The organism is Mycobacterium sp. pW045, from assembly GCF_041287085.1.
Classification (GTDB): domain Bacteria; phylum Actinomycetota; class Actinomycetes; order Mycobacteriales; family Mycobacteriaceae; genus Mycobacterium; species Mycobacterium algericum_A.
In genome coordinates, this window is sequence record NZ_JBGGKU010000006.1 from 327024 (window position 1) to 344128 (window position 17105).

Consider the following 17105-nt stretch of genomic DNA (forward strand, 5'->3'; position numbering starts at 1 on the left):
TAGCGACGGTCGCGGCGCGACACAAAGCCACTGGTCACCCGCTGTGTCGTGGTTGGTGGTCGGTGGTGCCGCTACAGTGCATCGTGTGCGGCTCAAACTGACGGTCCCGGCCTTGGCGGTCGCTGCCGTGATTCCGATGGTCGCCGGGTGTTCTGACTCCGGCTCGACCGAAGCCCAGTCCGGCGAGTCACCGGCGTCGAAGTCCGATCAGAGCACCCACGGGCCGTTGTTCCCGCAGTGCGGGGGCGTGAGCGACGAGACCGTCACCAACCTGACCCGGGTGTCCGGGCTGGTGAACACCGCACAGAACTCGGCGGGCTGCCAGTGGCTGGCCCGCGGCGGCATCATGGGCCCGCACTTCTCCTTCTCCTGGTATCGGGGCAGCCCGATCGGGCGGGAACGCAAGACCGAAGAGGTGTCGCGCACGTCGGTGGAGGACATCAACATCGACGGCCACAGCGGCTTCATCGCGATCGGCACCGCGCCGACGATGGGTGACAACCTGTGTGAGATCGGGATCCAGTTCAAGGACGACTTCATCGAGTGGTCGGTCAGTTTCGCCCAGAAACCGTTCCCGGACCCGTGCGACGTCGCCAAGGAACTGACCCGCCAGTCGATTGCGAACGCCAAATGAGCCGCCGGATTCTCGCCAGTGCCGCCTGCGTGTTGGCGGTGATGATCAGCTTGACGGGCTGCTCCCGTGAGGTGGGCGGCACCGCGGTCAAGGCCGGTGCCGGTGACACCCAGCGCAACAACAACTCCGAACGCCAGTACCCCAACCTGCTCAAGGAGTGCGAGGTGCTGACCACCGACATCTTGGCCAAGACGGTCGGGGCGGATCCGCTGGACATCCAGAGCACCTTCGTCGGCGCGATCTGCCGCTGGCAGGCGGCCAACCCGGCCGGGCTGATCGACATCACCCGGTTCTGGTTCGAGCAGGGCAGCCTGGACAACGAACGCAAGGTCGCCGAGTTCTTGCAATATCAGATCGAGAACAAGTCGATCGTGGGCGTGCCGTCGATCGTGATGCGTCCGGCTGATCCCAACGGTGCGTGCGGGGTGGCCAGTGACGCCGCCGGTGTGGTCGGCTGGTGGGTGAACCCGCAGGCGCCCGGCATCGACGCGTGCGAGCAGGCGATCAAGCTGATGGAACTGACGCTACAGACGAATTCGTAGACGCGGTCCTGTCGCGGTCTGTCGCCGTATCGCTTGTCGCGCCGCAGGCCGACAGGATGTGTGCCCGGCTTCGAGCGACAACTCCCGGTCGGGACGGTCTTGACGCGTCTGGATCCGCTCAGCGGTCAAGCCGGCGAAGTCCGTCTCCTCGTCGCGCGCACCAGTTCGTTGGGATTCGCTGTGCCCTAGCCGAATCCCGCGTCGGGGCGGTGCGGGACCGCTACAGTCAGCTGCTATGAAGCGTCACCTTTTTCTCGCCGCGGTAGCTGCGATCACAGCGGCCATGGGCGCCGTCCTCGCACCGGCGGTCTCGGCTGGCCCGCCGTACCAGAACTGCTCCGAGGCCCATGCCGACGGCCGTTACAACATCCCGAAAGGTGACGAGGCCTACCGGTCCAAGCTGGATCGCGACGGCGACGGCTTGGCCTGCGAACCCAAGCCGTGAATCCGGGCGGCCCGATGGGGATCCTGACGGCTCTACCGCGGCACGTGAAACCCGACCAGTGCCGCCGACCGTGGCTCCACGTCGGACCAGCTACCGCTGACGCGTAACACCGCTATGCCCGACGTCGGGAACTTCTCCGAGATCTGTTGGGCAACAGCGGCGTCGGTGCCCGCTGCACCCGCGAGCCCCAGCGCGACGCTTGACATCGTCGGCTCGTGGCCGATCACCAGCAGGGTGCCGACGTCGTCACCGACGGTGTTGATCGCGGCGATGACGGTTCCGGGCATGGCGTCATAGAGCTCGTCGAGATAGCTGACGGCAGCGTCGATGCCGGTGCGCTCCAGGGTGTTTCGGGTACGGGTGGCCGTCGAGCAGAGCACCCGGTCGATGGTCGGCGCGTTGGCGCGCAACCAGTCCCCGGCCAGTCCGGCCTCGCGTATCCCGCGTTTGGCTAGCGGCCGGTCATGGTCGGCGACCCCGGGCGGATAGTCCGACTTGGCGTGGCGAAGCAGGATCAGCGTGCGCGGTGCGGCGTTCATCCGCCCAAGGTTAGGCCAGCGCGGCCGGTGAGGTGAGCGGCGCGACGTCGCCGGCGCCGGCCGTTGCGGACGGCCCACCTGCGCCCGCGGCGTGACGGATGTGTCGGGTGTGACGTGCGGGACCGGCGTCGTCCCCGCACGCCGAGACCTGCCGATCAGGGTCCGCGGACTTGTCGGTGGACGGCCATACACTCGCGGTGCCCGGCCCCAGCCAGGTGAAAGGACGACAGACATGCGATTCCTGCACACCGCCGACTGGCAGCTCGGCATGACCCGGCACTTTCTGGCCGGTGACGCTCAGCCGCGCTATTCGGCGGCCCGGCGCGACGCGGTGGCCGGCCTCGGCGCGCTCGCCGCGCAGACGGGTGCAGAGTTCGTCGTTGTCGCCGGGGATGTGTTCGATGACAATCAGCTCGCCCCCGAGGTCGTCAGTCAATCACTGGAAGCCATGCGCACCATCGGGATTCCGGTGTACCTGCTGCCCGGAAACCACGACCCGCTCAACGCCGCATCGGTCTACACCAGTGCGTTGTTCACCGCCGAACGCCCCGACAACGTCGTCGTCCTCGACACCGCCGGGGCGCATCAGGTGCGCCCCGGGGTCGAGATCGTCGCCGCACCGTGGCCCGCCAAACGGCCCACCTGCGACTTGGCGGCCGCGGCGCTAGAGGGCCTGCCCGCCGACGGCACCACCCGGATCCTGCTGGCCCACGGCGGCGTCGACGTGCTCGACCCCGACCCGACCAACCCGGCGCTAATCCGGCTCGCCGTGCTGGAGGACGCGCTGGACCGCGGCGTGATTCGCTACGTCGCCTTGGGGGACAAGCACTCCCGTACCCGGGTCGGTGCCACCGGCCGGATCTGGTACTCCGGCTCACCGGAAGTCACCAACTACGACGACATCGAACCCGACCCCGGCCACGTGCTGGCCGTCGACATCGACGAGACCAGCGGCGCGGTCAGCGTCGAGTCCCACCGGCTGGGCAGGTGGCGGTTCATCACGCTGCACCGCCAACTGGACACCGGCCGCGACGTCGCCGACCTGGACATCAACCTCGACCAGCTGCCCGACAAGGACCGCACCGTGGTGCAGTTGGCGCTGACGGGCTCGCTCAGCGTCACCGACCGGGCCGCCCTCGACGCGTGCCTGGACCGGTATGCGCGGCTGTTCGCCTGGGCGGGCACCTGGAACCGCCACACCGACCTGGCGGTGGTGCCCGCCGACGGGGAGTTCACCGACCTCGGGCTCGGTGGGTTCGCCGCCGACGCGGTCGAGGAACTGGTGGCCGCCGCCCGCGCCGGTGACACCGACGGCGCCGATGACGCCCACGCCGCGCTGGCACTGTTGCTGCGGCTCGTCGACCGGGGTGCGGCATGAGACTGCACCGGCTGACCCTGACCAACTATCGCGGCGTGGCGCACCGCGAGATCGACTTTCCTGATCACGGTGTGGTGGTGGTTGCCGGCGCCAATGAGATCGGCAAGTCCTCGATGATCGAGGCGCTGGACCTGCTGCTGGAGTCCAAGGATCGCTCTGCCAAGAAGGATGTCAAACAGGTCAAGCCGACCCACGCCGACGTCGGCGCGGAAGTCACCGCCGAAATCAGCACCGGCCCTTACCGGTTCGTCTACCACAAACGCTTCCATAAGGCGCCCCGCACGCAGCTGACGGTGTTGGAACCCCGCCGGGAGCAGCTCACCGGTGACGAGGCCCACGAGCGGGTCCGGGCCATGCTGGACGAGACCATGGACACCGGGCTGTGGCAGGCACAACGGGTGCTGCAGGCCGCCTCGACGGCCGCGGTGGATTTGTCCGGCTGCGACGCGCTGTCTCGCGCGCTGGATGTCGCCGCCGGTGACACCGCCACTCCCAGCGGTACCGAACCCGTTCTCATCGAACGCATCGACGCCGAATACGCGCGCTACTTCACCCCCACCGGACGCCCGACGGGCGAGTGGGCCGCTGCGGTTGCCGCGCTGGCGACCGCCGACGCCGAGGTGGCGCACTGCACTGCCCGGCTCGCCGAGGTCGACGACCGGGTGCTTCGCCACACCGAACTCTGCGAGCAGCTGGCCCGGGTGACCGAAGACCGGGCGGCGGCTGAAGCCCGCCACGGTGCCGCGAAGGCCGCGGGGGAGGCCATCGCCGCGCTGCGTGACCAACGGCGCGACGCGCAACTGGTGGCCACCGCGGCCGAAGCAACCGGCGCCGCAGCCCGCACCGCCCACGCCGAACGGCAACGGCGCTGCGATGAACTGCAATCCCGGGCGGCCGCGATCGCCCTGCTGGACAGCGAGCTTGCCGAGGCCACCCAAGCCCACAACACCGCCGAGGCCGAAGCCACCGCCGCGGAAGGCGCCGCGACCGAAGCCGTGCAGCTGCTGGCCGCCGCCACCGAACGCGTCGACACCGCCCGCCGGGTCGTCGACCAACTCGCCGCCCGCGACGAGGCCGCCCGGCTGGAAGCCCGGTTGGGCCGTATCGATGCCACCGAACACGACCTCGAGCAGGTGGTGGCGCAGTTGGCCACGACCACCGTGACCGAGCCGGTGCTGCGCCGAATCGAGGACGCCGCGGCCGCCCTCGACCGCGCCCAGGCCGCCTTGGCCGCGATCTCGGCGACCCTGGAAGTCACCGCGGCCGCCGACGTCGAACTGCTGATCGGTGGCGAGTACACCCCGTTGGCCGCCGGCCAGAGCTGGTCGGCGCCGGTCACCGCGGGCGCCGAAGTGGAGTTGCCCGGGCTGTTGAGCGTGCGGGTCAGGCCCGGCGACAGCGCCCAGGAAGCCACCACCAAACACGCTGCGGCGCAAGAGGAACTGGCTGCCGCCCTGGCAGCGGGCGGCGTCGCGGATCTGGCTGCTGCCCGGCGTGGCGACCAGCGGCGCCGCGAGCTGCAGGGCAGCCGTGATCAGCTGGCCGCCACCCTGGTGGTGTTGCGCGGCGACGACGCGGTCGAGGAGCTGCGCACCCGACTGGTGCAGCTGCGCGGCGAACACGCCGAGCTGGGCGCCGCCATCACACTCGAAGCCGCGCGCGCCGAACGCGATGCCGCCGAGACGCAGCGCACCCAGGCCCACGCCGACTGCGAAACCCGGCGTCGGGCCGCCATGGAGTCGGCGGCCCGACGCACCGAGGCCGCCACCCGCGTGACGCTGCTCCAGAGCCAGGGCGCCACCCAACGCGCCGAGCTGGAGGCTGTCACCCAACGCCTCACCGAAGAGCGGGCGTCGGTCAGTGATGAGGATCTGGCGGCCGCCGCCGAATCCAGCGGCCAGGCGCTGCACGACGCGCAGCAGCGCCTCGCCGAGGTCTGCGAGCGACTGGCCGCCGCCGCCCCCGAGTTGGTCGAGGCCGAACTTGCCGACGCGGCGCAGCAAGTGCAGGCACTGGAGGACCGGCACGCCGAGACCGCCCGCGAACTGCACCAGGTCGAGGTCGAACTGGCGGTGTTCGGCACCGAGGGCCGCAAGGGCCAACTCGATGCCGCCCAGAGCGCGCGGGAACACGCTGCGGCCGAACACGATCGGATCGGTCGGCGGGCCCGGGCGGCAGCCCTGTTGCGGTCGACCATGATCCGGCATCGTGACGACACCCGGCTGCGCTACGTCGAACCGTTCCGCGCCGAGATCCAGCGGCTGGGCGTACACGTCTTCGGCGCCGACTTCGAAGTCGAGGTCGACACCGACCTGAAGATCTGCGCCCGCACCCTCGACGGGCGCACCGTGCCCTACGAGTCGCTGTCGGGTGGGGCCAAGGAACAGCTCGGCATCCTGACCCGGCTCGCGGGCGCGGCGCTGGTCGCCAAGGAGGACAGTGTCCCGGTGGTGATCGACGACGCACTGGGCTTTACCGACCCCGACCGGCTGGAGAAGATGGGCGCGGTGTTCGACGCCGTGGGCGCGCAGGGCCAGGTGATCGTGTTGACCTGCAGCCCGGACCGCTACCGCAGCGTCAAGGATGCGCACCGGATCGACTTGAGTGCCTAACTATTTCGCCACGATGTGGCCGCGGTGCCGATGTTCGCCGTTCGGTGAGCCGGGCGACGGCCCGGCACATCAGTCCTTCATGAACCCGATCGCCGTGTAATCCAGATCCGCCAGCCCCGGCGCCCCGAAGTTCGCCAGCGAACTGCGCACCGCCACATTGCCGGTCGTTTGAATCAACGGCAGGCTGAAACCCTCGGCCCACAGCAGCTCGTCGACCTCATTGGCACGGGCGCGGGCCGCCGCCGGATCCAATGCCTGCAGCGTCTCCTCGATCTTGGCGTCGATCTGCGGGCTGCCGATCTTGCCGAAGTTGGCCTCCCCGTAGGAGGCCGAGATCTGGTTCAGCCCCGCCAGCGGGAAAGCGTCACCGACCCAACTGAACTGGGCGATGTCGAAGTCGCCGACATTGACGTAGTCGGTGAAGAACCCGCCGCCGGCTTTGGCGTCCAGCTGCAGCTTCACTCCGATTTGGGCCAGATTGTGTTGTGCCACCTGGGCGAACTGCCGGGTACTCGACGCGTCGTAGAACAGGTGCCGGATCACCAGCGGGCGACCGTCCTTCTCCCGGAACTTCCCATTTAGCTTCCAGCCCAGCTCATCGAGTTCTCGCGCGGCACGCTGCGGGTCGTAGGCCACCACGCCGGAGTTGTCCTGGTAGCCCTCCTGGCCGGCGACGTAGATGTGATTGTTCAGCGGCACCGGGTCCGACGTCAGGCCGCGCTGGGTCACCTTGGCGATCGTGGTCCGATCGATACCGCGCATCACCGCCAGCCGCAACGCCTTGTCGGACAGGATCGCCCCCGGCGCACCGTTGAAGGTGAAGTGGTTCCACGCCGGGGTCGGCGCGCGGCGGATCGCGATGCCCTCGGTGCGCCGGGCGATCGTCAACTGGTCCAGGGTGGCCACCCCGGCGGCGTCGATGGTGTGGTTCTGCAGCGCCGGCATCCGCGCGGACTCGTCGAGCACCAGGTAGTTGATGGTGTCCAGCTTCGGCGTGCGGCCCCACCAATCGGGGTTGCGCACCAAGGTGATCCGCTGGCTGGTGCGGTCCAGGGTGGCCAGCTTGAACGGCCCGGCAGACGGCCCGGGGCTTTGCAGCTGCGCCTTGTTGAAGGTCTCCGGGTCGGCGGTCATGCCCGCCGGCAGCAGCATCGAGTTGCCGGCGAACATGCCGCGCCACTCCGCGTACGGCTTGGCGAACCGCACCACGGCTTGGCGGTCGTCGACGCCGCGGGTGACCGAGGCGACCCGTTCGGCGCCGTTGGTGGTGGCGATCGCATAGCCGGGATCGGCGCCGCTGGTGGCGTGGATCTGGCTGGCGATGTCATTCCAGGACAGCGGTGTCCCGTCGCTCCACGTGGCTTTCGGGTTGATGGTGTAGGTGACCACCTGCGGGTTGGTGCCGGTCAGTTCCACACTGGTGAAGTAGTCGGTGTCCACCGTCGCCGAGCCATCCGGGCCGATAATGAACGCCCGCGGCATGGTGGCCTTGAGCATGGCGGCGTTCTCGGCGAGGTTGCCGTCGATGTGCAACGGGTTGAAGTTCGGCGGGAACTGGCTCATCGACAGCCGCAGGCTGCCGCCGTCGCGCAGGGTGGCCGGGTCCTGCGGGTTGATGTCGCTGGCGCTGCCCACTGCCGAGACGCCCTCGGGGGCGGTGATATCCACCGCGGCGCACCCGCTCAAGGCGAGCGTCAGCGTTACTGCCACGTTGACACTGCGTCCAGGGCGTGCCCTTCTCGCAAAACCTCGCCATGAGCGCAGCCTCAACGCCGGAGTCATGAGCGCACCACCGGCTGGGGGACCGCGGCCAGCAGCCGGCGGGTGTAGTCGTGTTCGGGCCGGGCGAATACCTGCTCGGCATCACCCTGCTCGACGATCGTCCCGGCGAACATCACCGCCACCTGGTGCGCCAGGTGTTTGACCACCGACAGATCATGCGAGACGAACAGATACGACAGCCCGAACTGCTGCTGCAGATCCAGCAGCAGGTTGATGATCCCGGCCTGAATCGACACGTCCAGCGCCGACACCGGCTCATCGAGCGCCAGGATCTTCGGCTGCAACGCCAGCGCCCGGGCGATCCCGATCCGCTGTTTCTGACCGCCGGAGAACTCCGCCGGGTACCGCAGCGCATCGCCACGGCGCAGCCCCACCAGTTCCAGCAGCTCGGCCACCCGGGCATGGGTCGCGGCCTTGTCGAACCCGTTGGCGCGCAACGGCTCGGCCAGCACCTCGAAGACCGGCAGCCGCGGATCCAGCGAGGCCACCGGATCCTGGAACACCACCTGCAGATCGCGGCGCAGCGCGCGGCGGCCGTCGCGTGTCAACGCCGCGACATCACTGCCGAGCACCTCGATCGAACCCGCCTGGGGGGCGGCCAGTTCCAGCACCTGATGCAACGTGGTGGATTTGCCCGAGCCGGATTCGCCGACGATCCCCAGGGTGCGGCCCTGCTGCAAGGCGAAGCTGACACGAGAGACGGCCCGGACCTCACCGACCCGGCGGCGCAACACCCCCTTGGTCAGCGGGTAGGTCTTGACCAGGTCGCGCACCCGCAGCACCGTCGCCGAATCCGTGACAGCGGGTGAGGCGACCGCGGTGGGTACGCGATAGATGTCGGCAGCACTGCGCCCGGTCACCTGATCGGTGTGGATGCAGGCGGCGCTATGAGATGCCCCGACGGTCAACAGCTCCGGTTCCTGCGCCCGGCATTCGTCGGTCACCAGCGGGCAGCGCGGCGCGAACGGACAGCCCGGCTCGATGTCGGCCAGCGACGGCGGCGCACCCGGGATCGGCACCAGCCGGGTGCCCTGCGGCGCATCCAGGCGCGGCACTGAGCCCAACAGCCCCACCGTGTAGGGCATCCGCCGGTCGGCGTACAACGCTGCCACCGGTGCGGCTTCCACCACCCGCCCGGCGTACATCACCAGCGCCCGGTCGGCGAACTCGGCCACCACCCCCAGGTCGTGGGTGATGATCAGCACCCCGGCGCCGGTCACATCACGGGCGGTCTTGAGCACCTCGAGGATCTGGGCCTGCACCGTGACATCCAGTGCGGTGGTGGGCTCGTCGCAGATCAACAGGTCCGGGTCACAGCAGATCGCGATCGCGATCACCACCCGCTGGCGCTCCCCGCCGGAGAGCTCGTGCGGGAAGGCCCGCGCCCGCTGCTCAGGCCGTGAGATACCCACCAACTCCAGCAGCTCCACCGCGCGCCGGCGCGCCGCGGCCCGCCCGATCCGAGGCTGATGCACCTCGATGGCCTCGGCGATCTGATCACCCACGGTGTAGACCGGCGTCAGCGCCGACATCGGATCCTGGAACACCATGCCGATCGAGGCGCCGCGGATCTTCGACATCGCGGTGTCGCCCAACCCGAGCAGCTGCGTACCGGCCAGCCGCACCGAACCGGACACCTGCGCGTGTTCGGGCAGCAACCCCATCACCGCCATCGCCGCCGCGGACTTGCCCGAACCCGATTCGCCGACCATCGCCACGACTTCGCCGGGATCCACCCGATAGCTGATGCCGCGCACCGCATGTACCGCGTCGCGGCCGGCGCCGAACGTCACGGCCAGGTCGGAGACCTCTAGCAGGGCGCTCATCGGCGGCCCCGCAAGCTGGCGGCGTCGGGGTCGAGCGCGTCACGCAGGCCGTCGCCGGCGAGGTTGGCGCAGACCAGGATCGTGATCAGCACCCCGGCCGGGAACAGGAACACCCACGGGAAGGTGATGGCCGAGGCGGTGCCGTCGGCGATCAGGGTTCCCAACGACACGTCGGGCGGCTGGATGCCGAAACCCAGGTAGCTCAAGCCGGTTTCGGCCAGGATCGCCACCGCGACGTTGAGCGCGGTGTCGATGATCAGGATGGACGCCACGTTGGGCACGATGTGGTCGATGATGATGCGCCGGCTGGAAACACCCATATATCGTGCGGCGCGGATGAATTCACGTTCCCGCAGGCTCATCGTGAGCCCGCGCACCATGCGGGCGCTGATCATCCAGCTGAACCCGGCCAGCAGCAGCACCAGCAGCGCGATGTTGCCGCTGTTCTTGGTGCGCGGGGTGATGATCGCGATCAGGATGAACGCCGGCACCACCAGCAGCAGGTCCACCAGCCACATCAGCACCCGGTCGCGCCAGCCGCCGAAATATCCCGAGATCGCCCCGACCGTCGCGGCGATCACCGTGGAGATCAGCGCCACGCATACTCCGATCAGCATCGACTTCTGCATGCCGCGCAGGATCTGGGCCAGCAGGTCCTGGCCCAGAGCGTTGGTGCCCAGCCAGTGCTCGGCGCCCGGCGGCACCAGCAGCGCGTCGTAGTCCAGATCGGTGTAGGAGTAGGGCAGCAGTCCCGGCAGTGTGTAGCAGCCGACGAACATCACCGCCAGCAGCGCCAGCGCGGCGACGGCGGTGCGGCTGCGCAGGAATCGACGCAGCACCAGGGTGCGCCGGGAGGCGAACGTGATCTCGGTGCTCATTGGCGCCGCTCCTCCCCATCGCTGCGCTCTGCATCGTCGGCGGCGCGGCTCATGACACCCGCACCCGCGGATCCAGCAGCGCATAGATGACATCGGAGAGCAGCCCGGCCAGCAGCACCACCGCACCGGAGAACACCGTGATCGCCGCGACGATATTGGTGTCCTGGGTGGCGACGCCTTGCACCACCCATTCGCCCATGCCGTGCCAGCCGAAGATCTTCTCCACGAACACCGCGCCGGTGACCAGGCCGGCCACCCCGTAGGCGAACAGGGTGGCCATCGGGATCAGCGCGGTGCGCAGCCCATGTTTGAACAACGCGCGGCGCCGGGTCAGCCCCTTGGCGCGCGCGGTGCGGATGAAGTCCTGGCCGAGCACGTCGAGCATCGCGTTGCGCTGATAGCGGCTGAAGCTCGCCGCCGCCCCCAGCGCCAGCGTCAGCGACGGCAACACCAGGTGCTGCAAGCGATCGACCAGTCCGGGCCAGAAGCCGGTGACCAGCCCGGGGGACGTCTCGCCGGTGTAGTCGAACAGTTGCGCACCCAGCGCCCAGTTCACCCGTAGCGCGCCCAGGATCACCAGGTTGGCCAGCACGAACGTGGGCACCGACAGCACCAGCAGCGCCGCCATTGTGATGACCCGGTCAGAGAGCCGATACTGGCGCACCGCCCCCCAGGCGCCGGCCACCACCCCGATCACCGTGCCCGCCAGCGAACCGACCACCAGCAATCGCAGGCTCACCCCGATGCGCCGGCCCAGCTCGTCGGAGACCGGTTGGCCGGTGACGGTGACACCGAAATCGCCGCGAACGGCATGCGAGGCCCAGTGCGCGTAGCGCAGCGGAATCGGCTTGTCCAGGCCCAGTTCGGCGGCCTTGGCGTCGATGACCGCCTGCGGCGGGCGCGGGTTGCGCTGCATCAGGCTGTCCAGCGGGGCGAACGCCAGCGAGGTCAGGCAGAACGTCAGAAATGACGCGAGGCCCAGCAGCACCAGGTAGTTCAGCGCCCGGCCGGCCAGAAACCGCATCATGGCCAAAAGGGTAGAGCCCTCTGGGGCGAGCGCGCCGGACGCCTCATTCCCGCCAACGTGCGTGTCCCCGGCCGACGCGCCGTGGGAATCGTCGGGTTTACGCTCGCTCGCGACGTGAGAGGCGCTGTCGGATCATCGATTCGAATGATTTTTACCCGTGGAATCTCGGCGCTCGTTGATTGGCGCCTCCGGCTTTTCTGTGGGTTTGGCCGCAGCCGGACCGCTTCATCCCGCTCAACGGCCAGCCGGGGCGGGCGTCGAGGAGTCCGGGCTGCCCGCCTGTGGGCGCAGCAGGGCGCCGAGGGCAGCGATCACCGGAGTGAGGACTTCGACCTCGGCGGGGCTACCGACGCATTCGGTGATCCCGGCGCCGACCACGTTGAGTCCGCGCAAGGAGCTCAGCATCTCGACTAGGCGGTCGATGGTCAGCCCGTCGGGCTCGGGCATGTTGTGGCCCTGGAACTGGCTCGGGTCGAGCACGTCGACGTCGACGTGTACGTAGACGTGCGTGGCGTCGGCCAGCACCGCGGCCGGATCCTCGGTCTCGGTGCCCATGCCTCGGGCGATCATGTCCTTTTCCGCCGGGATCGCGGCCCGTGCCCCGACCAGTGCGACCTTGTCGCGGTCGACCGGCGGCGCAGCGGTCAACGCCGGATCGCTCTCGCCGAGCAGACCGGCCAGCACCATTGCATGGTAGGCACCGTCGTGGGCGGCCTCTGGGGTCTTCAAGTCCGGATGAGCGTCGAACCAGGCGACGCCCAGGCCGGCACCGAAGCGCTCGCGCATCACCCGGATCGGCTCGAACTCGACGCCGCAGTCGCCGCCGATCGTCAGGAGCGCCCCGTCGACACCGGCGATCGCCGCGCGCTGGGCAGCCAAGTTCGGGCCGGTGAGAATCGCCCGGTTGCTCACACCGTCTTCGCGTGGGGAGGTCTCGGCGGACTGCTCGACCGTGATCACGGGCACGTCGAGGACGCGTCCGGCCAGCTCGGCCAACGCTCGGCAGCCGTCCGGCAGCCCCGGTGCGCGCGGAGTCATCGCACCTTGGAACTGGGGGACAGCATGGATTCTCATGACCCCAAGGTACTGAGGCCTCGGGGCCGCGGCCGGAAAGAAAGGCGCTTCCGGAAAGCACCCATTGATTAGTCTCAGTCATCAGACCGCAACAGAGGGAGAACCCCGTGACCGTCACCGACGACTACCTGGCCAACAACGCGGAGTACGCGAAGACCTTCAAAGGTCCGCTGCCCATGCCGCCGAGTAAGCACGTGGCGATCGTCGCCTGTATGGACGCCCGGCTGGATGTCTACCGGGTGCTGGGGATCAACGAAGGTGAAGCGCATGCGATCCGCAACGCCGGCGGCGTCATCACCGAGGACACCATCAGGTCGCTGGCCATCAGCCAGAAACTGCTGGGCACCCGGGAGATCATCCTGATCCACCACACCGACTGCGGGATGCTCACCTTCACCGACGACGAGTTCAAGCGTTCGATCCTGGAGGAGACCGGTATCCGGCCGGGCTGGGCGCCCGAGGCGTTCCCGGATCCGGCCGAGGACGTCAAGCAGTCGCTACGCCGGGTCAAAGCCAGCCCGTTCATCACCCAGACGACCTCGCTGCGCGGCTTCGTCTTCGACGTCGCCACCGGCAAGCTCGGCGAAGTCACGCTGTAGCCCGGTCGCGCCGCCTTTCGCCGCGGCCGCCAGGGTCACCGCTGCCGGCCAGGGTGCGCAGATGTACGCCGTTATAGGCGTGTCGGCGGACAAACACGCACGCTCGCGCCGAAAACGGGCGCGGGTGCGCGGATCACATTGACAGCGTGCCCGCCGGCCTGGTTACATACCCCACTATAACCAACTAATCTTGGTAAGTCTCACCAAGATTATCGGATATCTCCGGCGAGGAGCCCATGACCAGCAACATCACCGCGCCCTCGGAGCCGTCCACGCCCGGGCGGTATCAGCTGACGCATCTGCGCACCCTGGAGGCCGAGGCCATCCACATCATCCGGGAGGTCGCCGCGGAGTTCGAGCGGCCGGTGCTGCTGTTCTCCGGCGGCAAGGACTCCATCGTGATGCTGCACCTGGCGGTCAAGGCGTTCGCGCCGGGCAGGCTGCCGTTCCCGGTGATGCACGTCGACACCGGCCACAACTTCGACGAGGTCATCGCCGCGCGTGATGAGCTGGTCGCCCGCACCGGCGTGCGACTGGTGGTGGCCAGCGTCCAAGACGACATCGACGCCGGACGGGTGGTCGACGACGGGCCGTCGCGCAACCCACTGCAGACCGTCACCCTGCTGCGCGCCATCCGGGAGAACAAGTTCGACGCCGCGTTCGGCGGCGCCCGCCGCGACGAGGAGAAGGCCCGCGCCAAGGAGCGGGTGTTCAGCTTCCGCGACGAGTTCGGCCAGTGGGACCCCAAGGCGCAGCGACCCGAGTTGTGGAACCTCTACAACGGGCGGCATCGGCCCGGCGAGCACATCCGGGTGTTCCCGCTGTCGAACTGGACCGAATTCGACATCTGGTCCTACATCGGCGCCGAGGAGATCCTCTTGCCCTCAATCTATTTCGCCCATCAGCGCAAAGTCTTCCGCCGCGACGGCATGCTGCTGGCCGACCACGAGTTCCTGCGCCCCGCCAACGGCGAGGACGTGTTCGAGGCCATGGTGCGCTTCCGCACCGTCGGCGACGTCACCTGCACCGGCTGTGTGGAGTCCACTGCGGCGACCGTCGAGGACGTCATCGCCGAGACGGCGGTATCGCGGTTGACCGAGCGCGGCGCCACCCGCGCGGACGACCGGATCTCCGAGGCAGGCATGGAAGACCGCAAGCGGCAGGGGTATTTCTGATGAGCGCGGCCACCACGCTGCTTCGTATCGCGACGGCCGGATCGGTCGACGACGGCAAGTCCACCCTGATCGGGCGGTTGCTGTTTGACTCCAAGGCCGTCATGGAGGACCAGTTGGCCTCGGTGGAGCGCACCTCCCGGGAGCGCGGCCACGACTACACCGATCTGGCCCTGGTCACCGACGGGCTGCGCGCCGAGCGCGAGCAGGGCATCACCATCGACGTGGCCTACCGTTACTTCGCCACGCCCAAGCGGAAATTCATCATCGCCGACACTCCGGGTCACATCCAGTACACCCGCAACATGGTGACCGGTGCCTCGACCGCTCAGCTGGCGATCGTGCTCGTCGACGCGCGCCACGGACTGCAGGAGCAGTCGCGCCGGCACACCTTCCTGGCGTCGCTGCTGGGCATCCGCCACATCGTGCTGGCCGTCAACAAAATGGATCTGATCGACTGGGACGCGGGCAAATTCGAGGCGATCCGCGATGACTTCCATTCGTTTGCCACCCGGCTGGACGTGCACGATGTGACGACCATCCCGATCTCGGCGCTGCTCGGCGACAACGTGGTGACCAAGTCCGACAAGACGCCCTACTACGAGGGCCCGTCGCTGTTGTCGCATCTGGAAGACGTCTACATCGCCGGTGATCGCAACCTGGTCGACGTGCGCTTCCCGGTGCAGTACGTGATCCGCCCGCAGACCCACGAGCACGCCGATCACCGCAGCTACGCCGGCACGGTCGCCAGCGGCGTACTGCGTCCCGGCGACGACGTGGTGGTGCTGCCGTCCGGGAAACCGAGCCGGGTCGCGGCGATCGAGGGCCCCAACGGCCCAGTGGGCGAAGCATTTCCGCCGATGGCGGTCTCGGTCAGTCTCGAAGACGACATCGACATCTCCCGTGGCGACATGATCGCCCGCACCAACAACCAGCCGCGGATCGTGCAGGATTTCGACGCCACCGTGTGCTGGATGGCCGACGGGGCGACGCTGCAGCCCGGCAACGACTACATCATCAAGCACACCACCCGCACCACCCGGGTGAAGGTGATGGCACTGGACTACCGCCTCGACGTCAACACCCTGCACCGGGACAAGGAGGCGAACGCGCTGCAGCTCAACGAACTCGGCCGGGTCTCGCTGCGCGCCCAGGTCCCGCTGATGCTCGACGAGTTCAGCCACAACGACGCCACCGGGTCGTTCATCCTCATCGACCAGTCCACCAACGGAACGGTCGCGGCCGGCATGGTGCTGCGCGACGTCTCGGGGCGCACGCCCAGTCCGAACACGGTGCGTCACGAGTCGCTGGTCACCGCGGCCGACCGGTTGTCGAAGGGGCGCACGGTGTGGTTGACCGGACTGTCCGGCGCGGGCAAGTCCTCGGTGGCCATGCGCGTCGAGCAGCTGCTGCTCGAAAGGGGAACGCCCGCCTACGTTCTCGACGGCGATAACCTGCGGCACGGCCTCAACGCCGATCTCGGCTTCTCGATGGCCGACCGCGCCGAGAACCTGCGTCGGCTCGCGCACGTGGCAACACTGCTGGCCGATTCCGGCCAGATCGTGCTGGTGCCGGCGATCAGCCCGCTGATCGAGCACCGCCAGCTGGCCCGGCAGGTCCACACCGACGCCGGTTTCGAATTCATCGAAGTGTTCTGCGACACCCCGCTGGAAGACTGCGAGCAACGAGACCCCAAGGGGCTGTACGCAAAAGCGCGCGCGGGCCTCATCACCCACTTCACCGGCATCGACAGCCCGTATCAGCGGCCGCGGAATCCCGATGTGCGGCTGACACCCGACGATGACGTCGACGAACAGGCCCGCCAGGTCATTGCGGCGATCGACGCCCGAACATGAACGATCACCAGCTGGCCACCCAGCTCGCCACCGACGCCGGACGATTGCTGCTGACCGTCCGCGACGAACTGGCCGACGCGCCGCAAGCCGAGCGTAAAGCGGCTGGCGACAAGCGCTCGCACGACTACCTGATGACCGCGCTGGCCACCGAACGCCCGGCGGATGCGGTGCTGTCCGAGGAGGGTGCCGACAACCCGGCGCGGCTGCAGGCCGACCGGGTGTGGATCGTCGATCCGCTCGACGGCACGCGGGAATTCTCCGAACTCGACCGCGACGACTGGGCCGTGCACGTCGCGCTGTGGCAGGGCGGGGAGCTGACCGCCGGCGCGGTCGCGCTGCCGGCCCGCGGCATCACGCTGGCCACCCCGGCCGTCGCCGCACCACCGGAGCACCCCGGCCCGGTGCGCATCGCGGTCTCGCGCAGCCGCCCGCCGGCGGTCGCCGAGGCGGTGCGAGCTCACCTCGACGGCGAGCTCGTGGCCATGGGATCGGCCGGGGCGAAGGTCGCCGCGGTCATCCAGGGCATCGCCGACGTCTACGTGCACGCCGGCGGCCAGTACGAATGGGACTCGGCGGCCCCGGTGGCCGTCGCCCGGGTCGCTGGCCTGCACACCTCGCGCATCGACGGCTCCCCGCTGGTCTACAACCGGCCCGACCCGCTGCTGCCCGATCTGGTGGTGTGCCGGCCCGAATATGCCGAGGCGGTGCTTGCCGCGATCGGCTGACGTCGCCGAGACGAGC

The 17105-nt window shown here is 68.9% G+C and carries 15 protein-coding genes; 9 read left to right on the plus strand and 6 right to left on the minus strand.

Going from position 1 to position 17105, the window contains the following annotated elements; all coding sequences use genetic code 11:
* Positions 1-136: 136 nt before the first annotated feature.
* The 3 genes from ACAG20_RS12530 to ACAG20_RS12540 all read left to right on the plus strand — a co-directional run bounded on the left by ACAG20_RS12530 (position 137) and on the right by ACAG20_RS12540 (position 1621).
* Positions 137-634 carry a DUF3558 domain-containing protein gene (locus ACAG20_RS12530; RefSeq protein ID WP_370492766.1) on the plus strand — a complete coding sequence of 166 codons (498 nt, stop codon included), beginning with the start codon at positions 137-139 and terminating at the stop codon, positions 632-634.
* The gene (locus ACAG20_RS12535; RefSeq protein WP_112687604.1) at positions 631-1176 is read left to right on the plus strand and encodes a DUF3558 domain-containing protein; all 546 of its coding nucleotides are present in this window, start codon (positions 631-633) and stop codon (positions 1174-1176) included. Before ACAG20_RS12530 ends, ACAG20_RS12535 begins: the two co-directional genes overlap by 4 nt.
* A 235-nt stretch (positions 1177-1411) precedes the next feature.
* Entirely contained in the window at positions 1412-1621 is a 210-nt protein-coding gene (locus ACAG20_RS12540; RefSeq protein ID WP_370492736.1) for an excalibur calcium-binding domain-containing protein, read from the plus strand.
* 32 nt (positions 1622-1653) lie between these two features.
* On the opposite strand, the gene ACAG20_RS12545 is transcribed toward ACAG20_RS12540, so the two are convergent.
* A complete protein-coding gene (locus ACAG20_RS12545; protein WP_370492737.1) occupies positions 1654-2160 on the minus strand; it encodes a histidine phosphatase family protein in 507 nt (168 codons plus the stop codon).
* A 232-nt stretch (positions 2161-2392) separates the two neighbouring features.
* On the opposite strand from ACAG20_RS12545, the gene ACAG20_RS12550 reads away from it, so the two are divergent.
* Both ACAG20_RS12550 and ACAG20_RS12555 read left to right on the plus strand, forming a co-directional pair.
* Complete coding sequence (locus ACAG20_RS12550) at positions 2393-3538, plus strand: exonuclease SbcCD subunit D (protein WP_370492738.1); 1146 nt, start codon at positions 2393-2395, stop codon at positions 3536-3538.
* The gene (locus ACAG20_RS12555) at positions 3535-6150 is read left to right on the plus strand and encodes an AAA family ATPase (RefSeq protein WP_370492739.1); all 2616 of its coding nucleotides are present in this window, start codon (positions 3535-3537) and stop codon (positions 6148-6150) included. The genes ACAG20_RS12550 and ACAG20_RS12555 overlap by 4 nt, the downstream gene beginning before the upstream one ends.
* 69 nt (positions 6151-6219) lie before the next feature.
* Here the strand turns inward: ACAG20_RS12555 and ACAG20_RS12560 are convergent, their stop codons facing one another.
* The 5 genes from ACAG20_RS12560 to ACAG20_RS12580 all read right to left on the minus strand — a co-directional run bounded on the left by ACAG20_RS12560 (position 6220) and on the right by ACAG20_RS12580 (position 12737).
* The gene (locus ACAG20_RS12560) at positions 6220-7932 is read right to left on the minus strand and encodes an ABC transporter family substrate-binding protein (protein WP_370492740.1); all 1713 of its coding nucleotides are present in this window, start codon (positions 7930-7932) and stop codon (positions 6220-6222) included.
* Positions 7929-9758 carry a dipeptide ABC transporter ATP-binding protein gene (locus ACAG20_RS12565; protein ID WP_370492741.1) on the minus strand — a complete coding sequence of 610 codons (1830 nt, stop codon included), beginning with the start codon at positions 9756-9758 and terminating at the stop codon, positions 7929-7931. Before ACAG20_RS12565 ends, ACAG20_RS12560 begins: the two co-directional genes overlap by 4 nt.
* Entirely contained in the window at positions 9755-10636 is an 882-nt protein-coding gene (locus ACAG20_RS12570) for an ABC transporter permease (protein ID WP_112687496.1), read from the minus strand. Before ACAG20_RS12570 ends, ACAG20_RS12565 begins: the two co-directional genes overlap by 4 nt.
* Before the next feature lie 49 nt (positions 10637-10685).
* On the minus strand, positions 10686-11663 hold the full coding sequence (locus ACAG20_RS12575; protein WP_112687498.1) for an ABC transporter permease: 978 nt from the start codon (positions 11661-11663) through the stop codon (positions 10686-10688).
* 234 nt (positions 11664-11897) lie between these two features.
* Positions 11898-12737: an arginase family protein gene (locus ACAG20_RS12580; RefSeq protein WP_370492742.1), complete on the minus strand. Its 840-nt coding sequence runs from the start codon at positions 12735-12737 to the stop codon at positions 11898-11900.
* Positions 12738-12844: 107 nt separating this feature from the next.
* Here ACAG20_RS12580 and ACAG20_RS12585 point away from each other — a divergent pair, with 107 nt between their 5' ends.
* The 4 genes from ACAG20_RS12585 (at position 12845) to ACAG20_RS12600 (ending at position 17089) form a co-directional block, all read left to right on the plus strand.
* Positions 12845-13336, plus strand: a complete 492-nt coding sequence (locus ACAG20_RS12585; RefSeq protein ID WP_112687502.1) for a carbonic anhydrase — start codon at positions 12845-12847, stop codon at positions 13334-13336.
* 236 nt (positions 13337-13572) lie between these two features.
* Positions 13573-14511, plus strand: coding sequence for a sulfate adenylyltransferase subunit CysD (gene cysD / locus ACAG20_RS12590; RefSeq protein ID WP_370492743.1), 939 nt, complete (start codon positions 13573-13575; stop codon positions 14509-14511).
* A complete protein-coding gene (gene cysC / locus ACAG20_RS12595; protein WP_370492744.1) occupies positions 14511-16364 on the plus strand; it encodes an adenylyl-sulfate kinase in 1854 nt (617 codons plus the stop codon). The genes cysD and cysC overlap by 1 nt, the downstream gene beginning before the upstream one ends.
* On the plus strand, positions 16361-17089 hold the full coding sequence (locus ACAG20_RS12600) for a 3'(2'),5'-bisphosphate nucleotidase CysQ (protein ID WP_370492745.1): 729 nt from the start codon (positions 16361-16363) through the stop codon (positions 17087-17089). Before cysC ends, ACAG20_RS12600 begins: the two co-directional genes overlap by 4 nt.
* Positions 17090-17105 lie beyond the last annotated feature (16 nt).

Bases quoted from the DNA above. Each gene is read 5' to 3' on its own strand.
- cysD (WP_370492743.1), top strand. From the start codon at position 13,573: ATGACCAGCAACATCACCGCGCCCTCGGAGCCGTCCACGCCCGGGCGG.
- ACAG20_RS12580 (WP_370492742.1), bottom strand. From the start codon at position 12,737: ATGAGAATCCATGCTGTCCCCCAGTTCCAAGGTGCGATGACTCCGCGC.
- cysC (WP_370492744.1), top strand. From the start codon at position 14,511: ATGAGCGCGGCCACCACGCTGCTTCGTATCGCGACGGCCGGATCGGTC.
- ACAG20_RS12545 (WP_370492737.1), bottom strand. From the start codon at position 2,160: ATGAACGCCGCACCGCGCACGCTGATCCTGCTTCGCCACGCCAAGTCG.
- ACAG20_RS12570 (WP_112687496.1), bottom strand. From the start codon at position 10,636: ATGAGCACCGAGATCACGTTCGCCTCCCGGCGCACCCTGGTGCTGCGT.
- ACAG20_RS12540 (WP_370492736.1), top strand. From the start codon at position 1,412: ATGAAGCGTCACCTTTTTCTCGCCGCGGTAGCTGCGATCACAGCGGCC.
- ACAG20_RS12565 (WP_370492741.1), bottom strand. From the start codon at position 9,758: ATGAGCGCCCTGCTAGAGGTCTCCGACCTGGCCGTGACGTTCGGCGCC.
- ACAG20_RS12575 (WP_112687498.1), bottom strand. From the start codon at position 11,663: ATGATGCGGTTTCTGGCCGGCCGGGCGCTGAACTACCTGGTGCTGCTG.
- ACAG20_RS12550 (WP_370492738.1), top strand. From the start codon at position 2,393: ATGCGATTCCTGCACACCGCCGACTGGCAGCTCGGCATGACCCGGCAC.
- ACAG20_RS12555 (WP_370492739.1), top strand. From the start codon at position 3,535: ATGAGACTGCACCGGCTGACCCTGACCAACTATCGCGGCGTGGCGCAC.
- ACAG20_RS12600 (WP_370492745.1), top strand. From the start codon at position 16,361: ATGAACGATCACCAGCTGGCCACCCAGCTCGCCACCGACGCCGGACGA.
- ACAG20_RS12560 (WP_370492740.1), bottom strand. From the start codon at position 7,932: ATGACTCCGGCGTTGAGGCTGCGCTCATGGCGAGGTTTTGCGAGAAGG.
- ACAG20_RS12535 (WP_112687604.1), top strand. From the start codon at position 631: ATGAGCCGCCGGATTCTCGCCAGTGCCGCCTGCGTGTTGGCGGTGATG.
- ACAG20_RS12530 (WP_370492766.1), top strand. From the start codon at position 137: ATGGTCGCCGGGTGTTCTGACTCCGGCTCGACCGAAGCCCAGTCCGGC.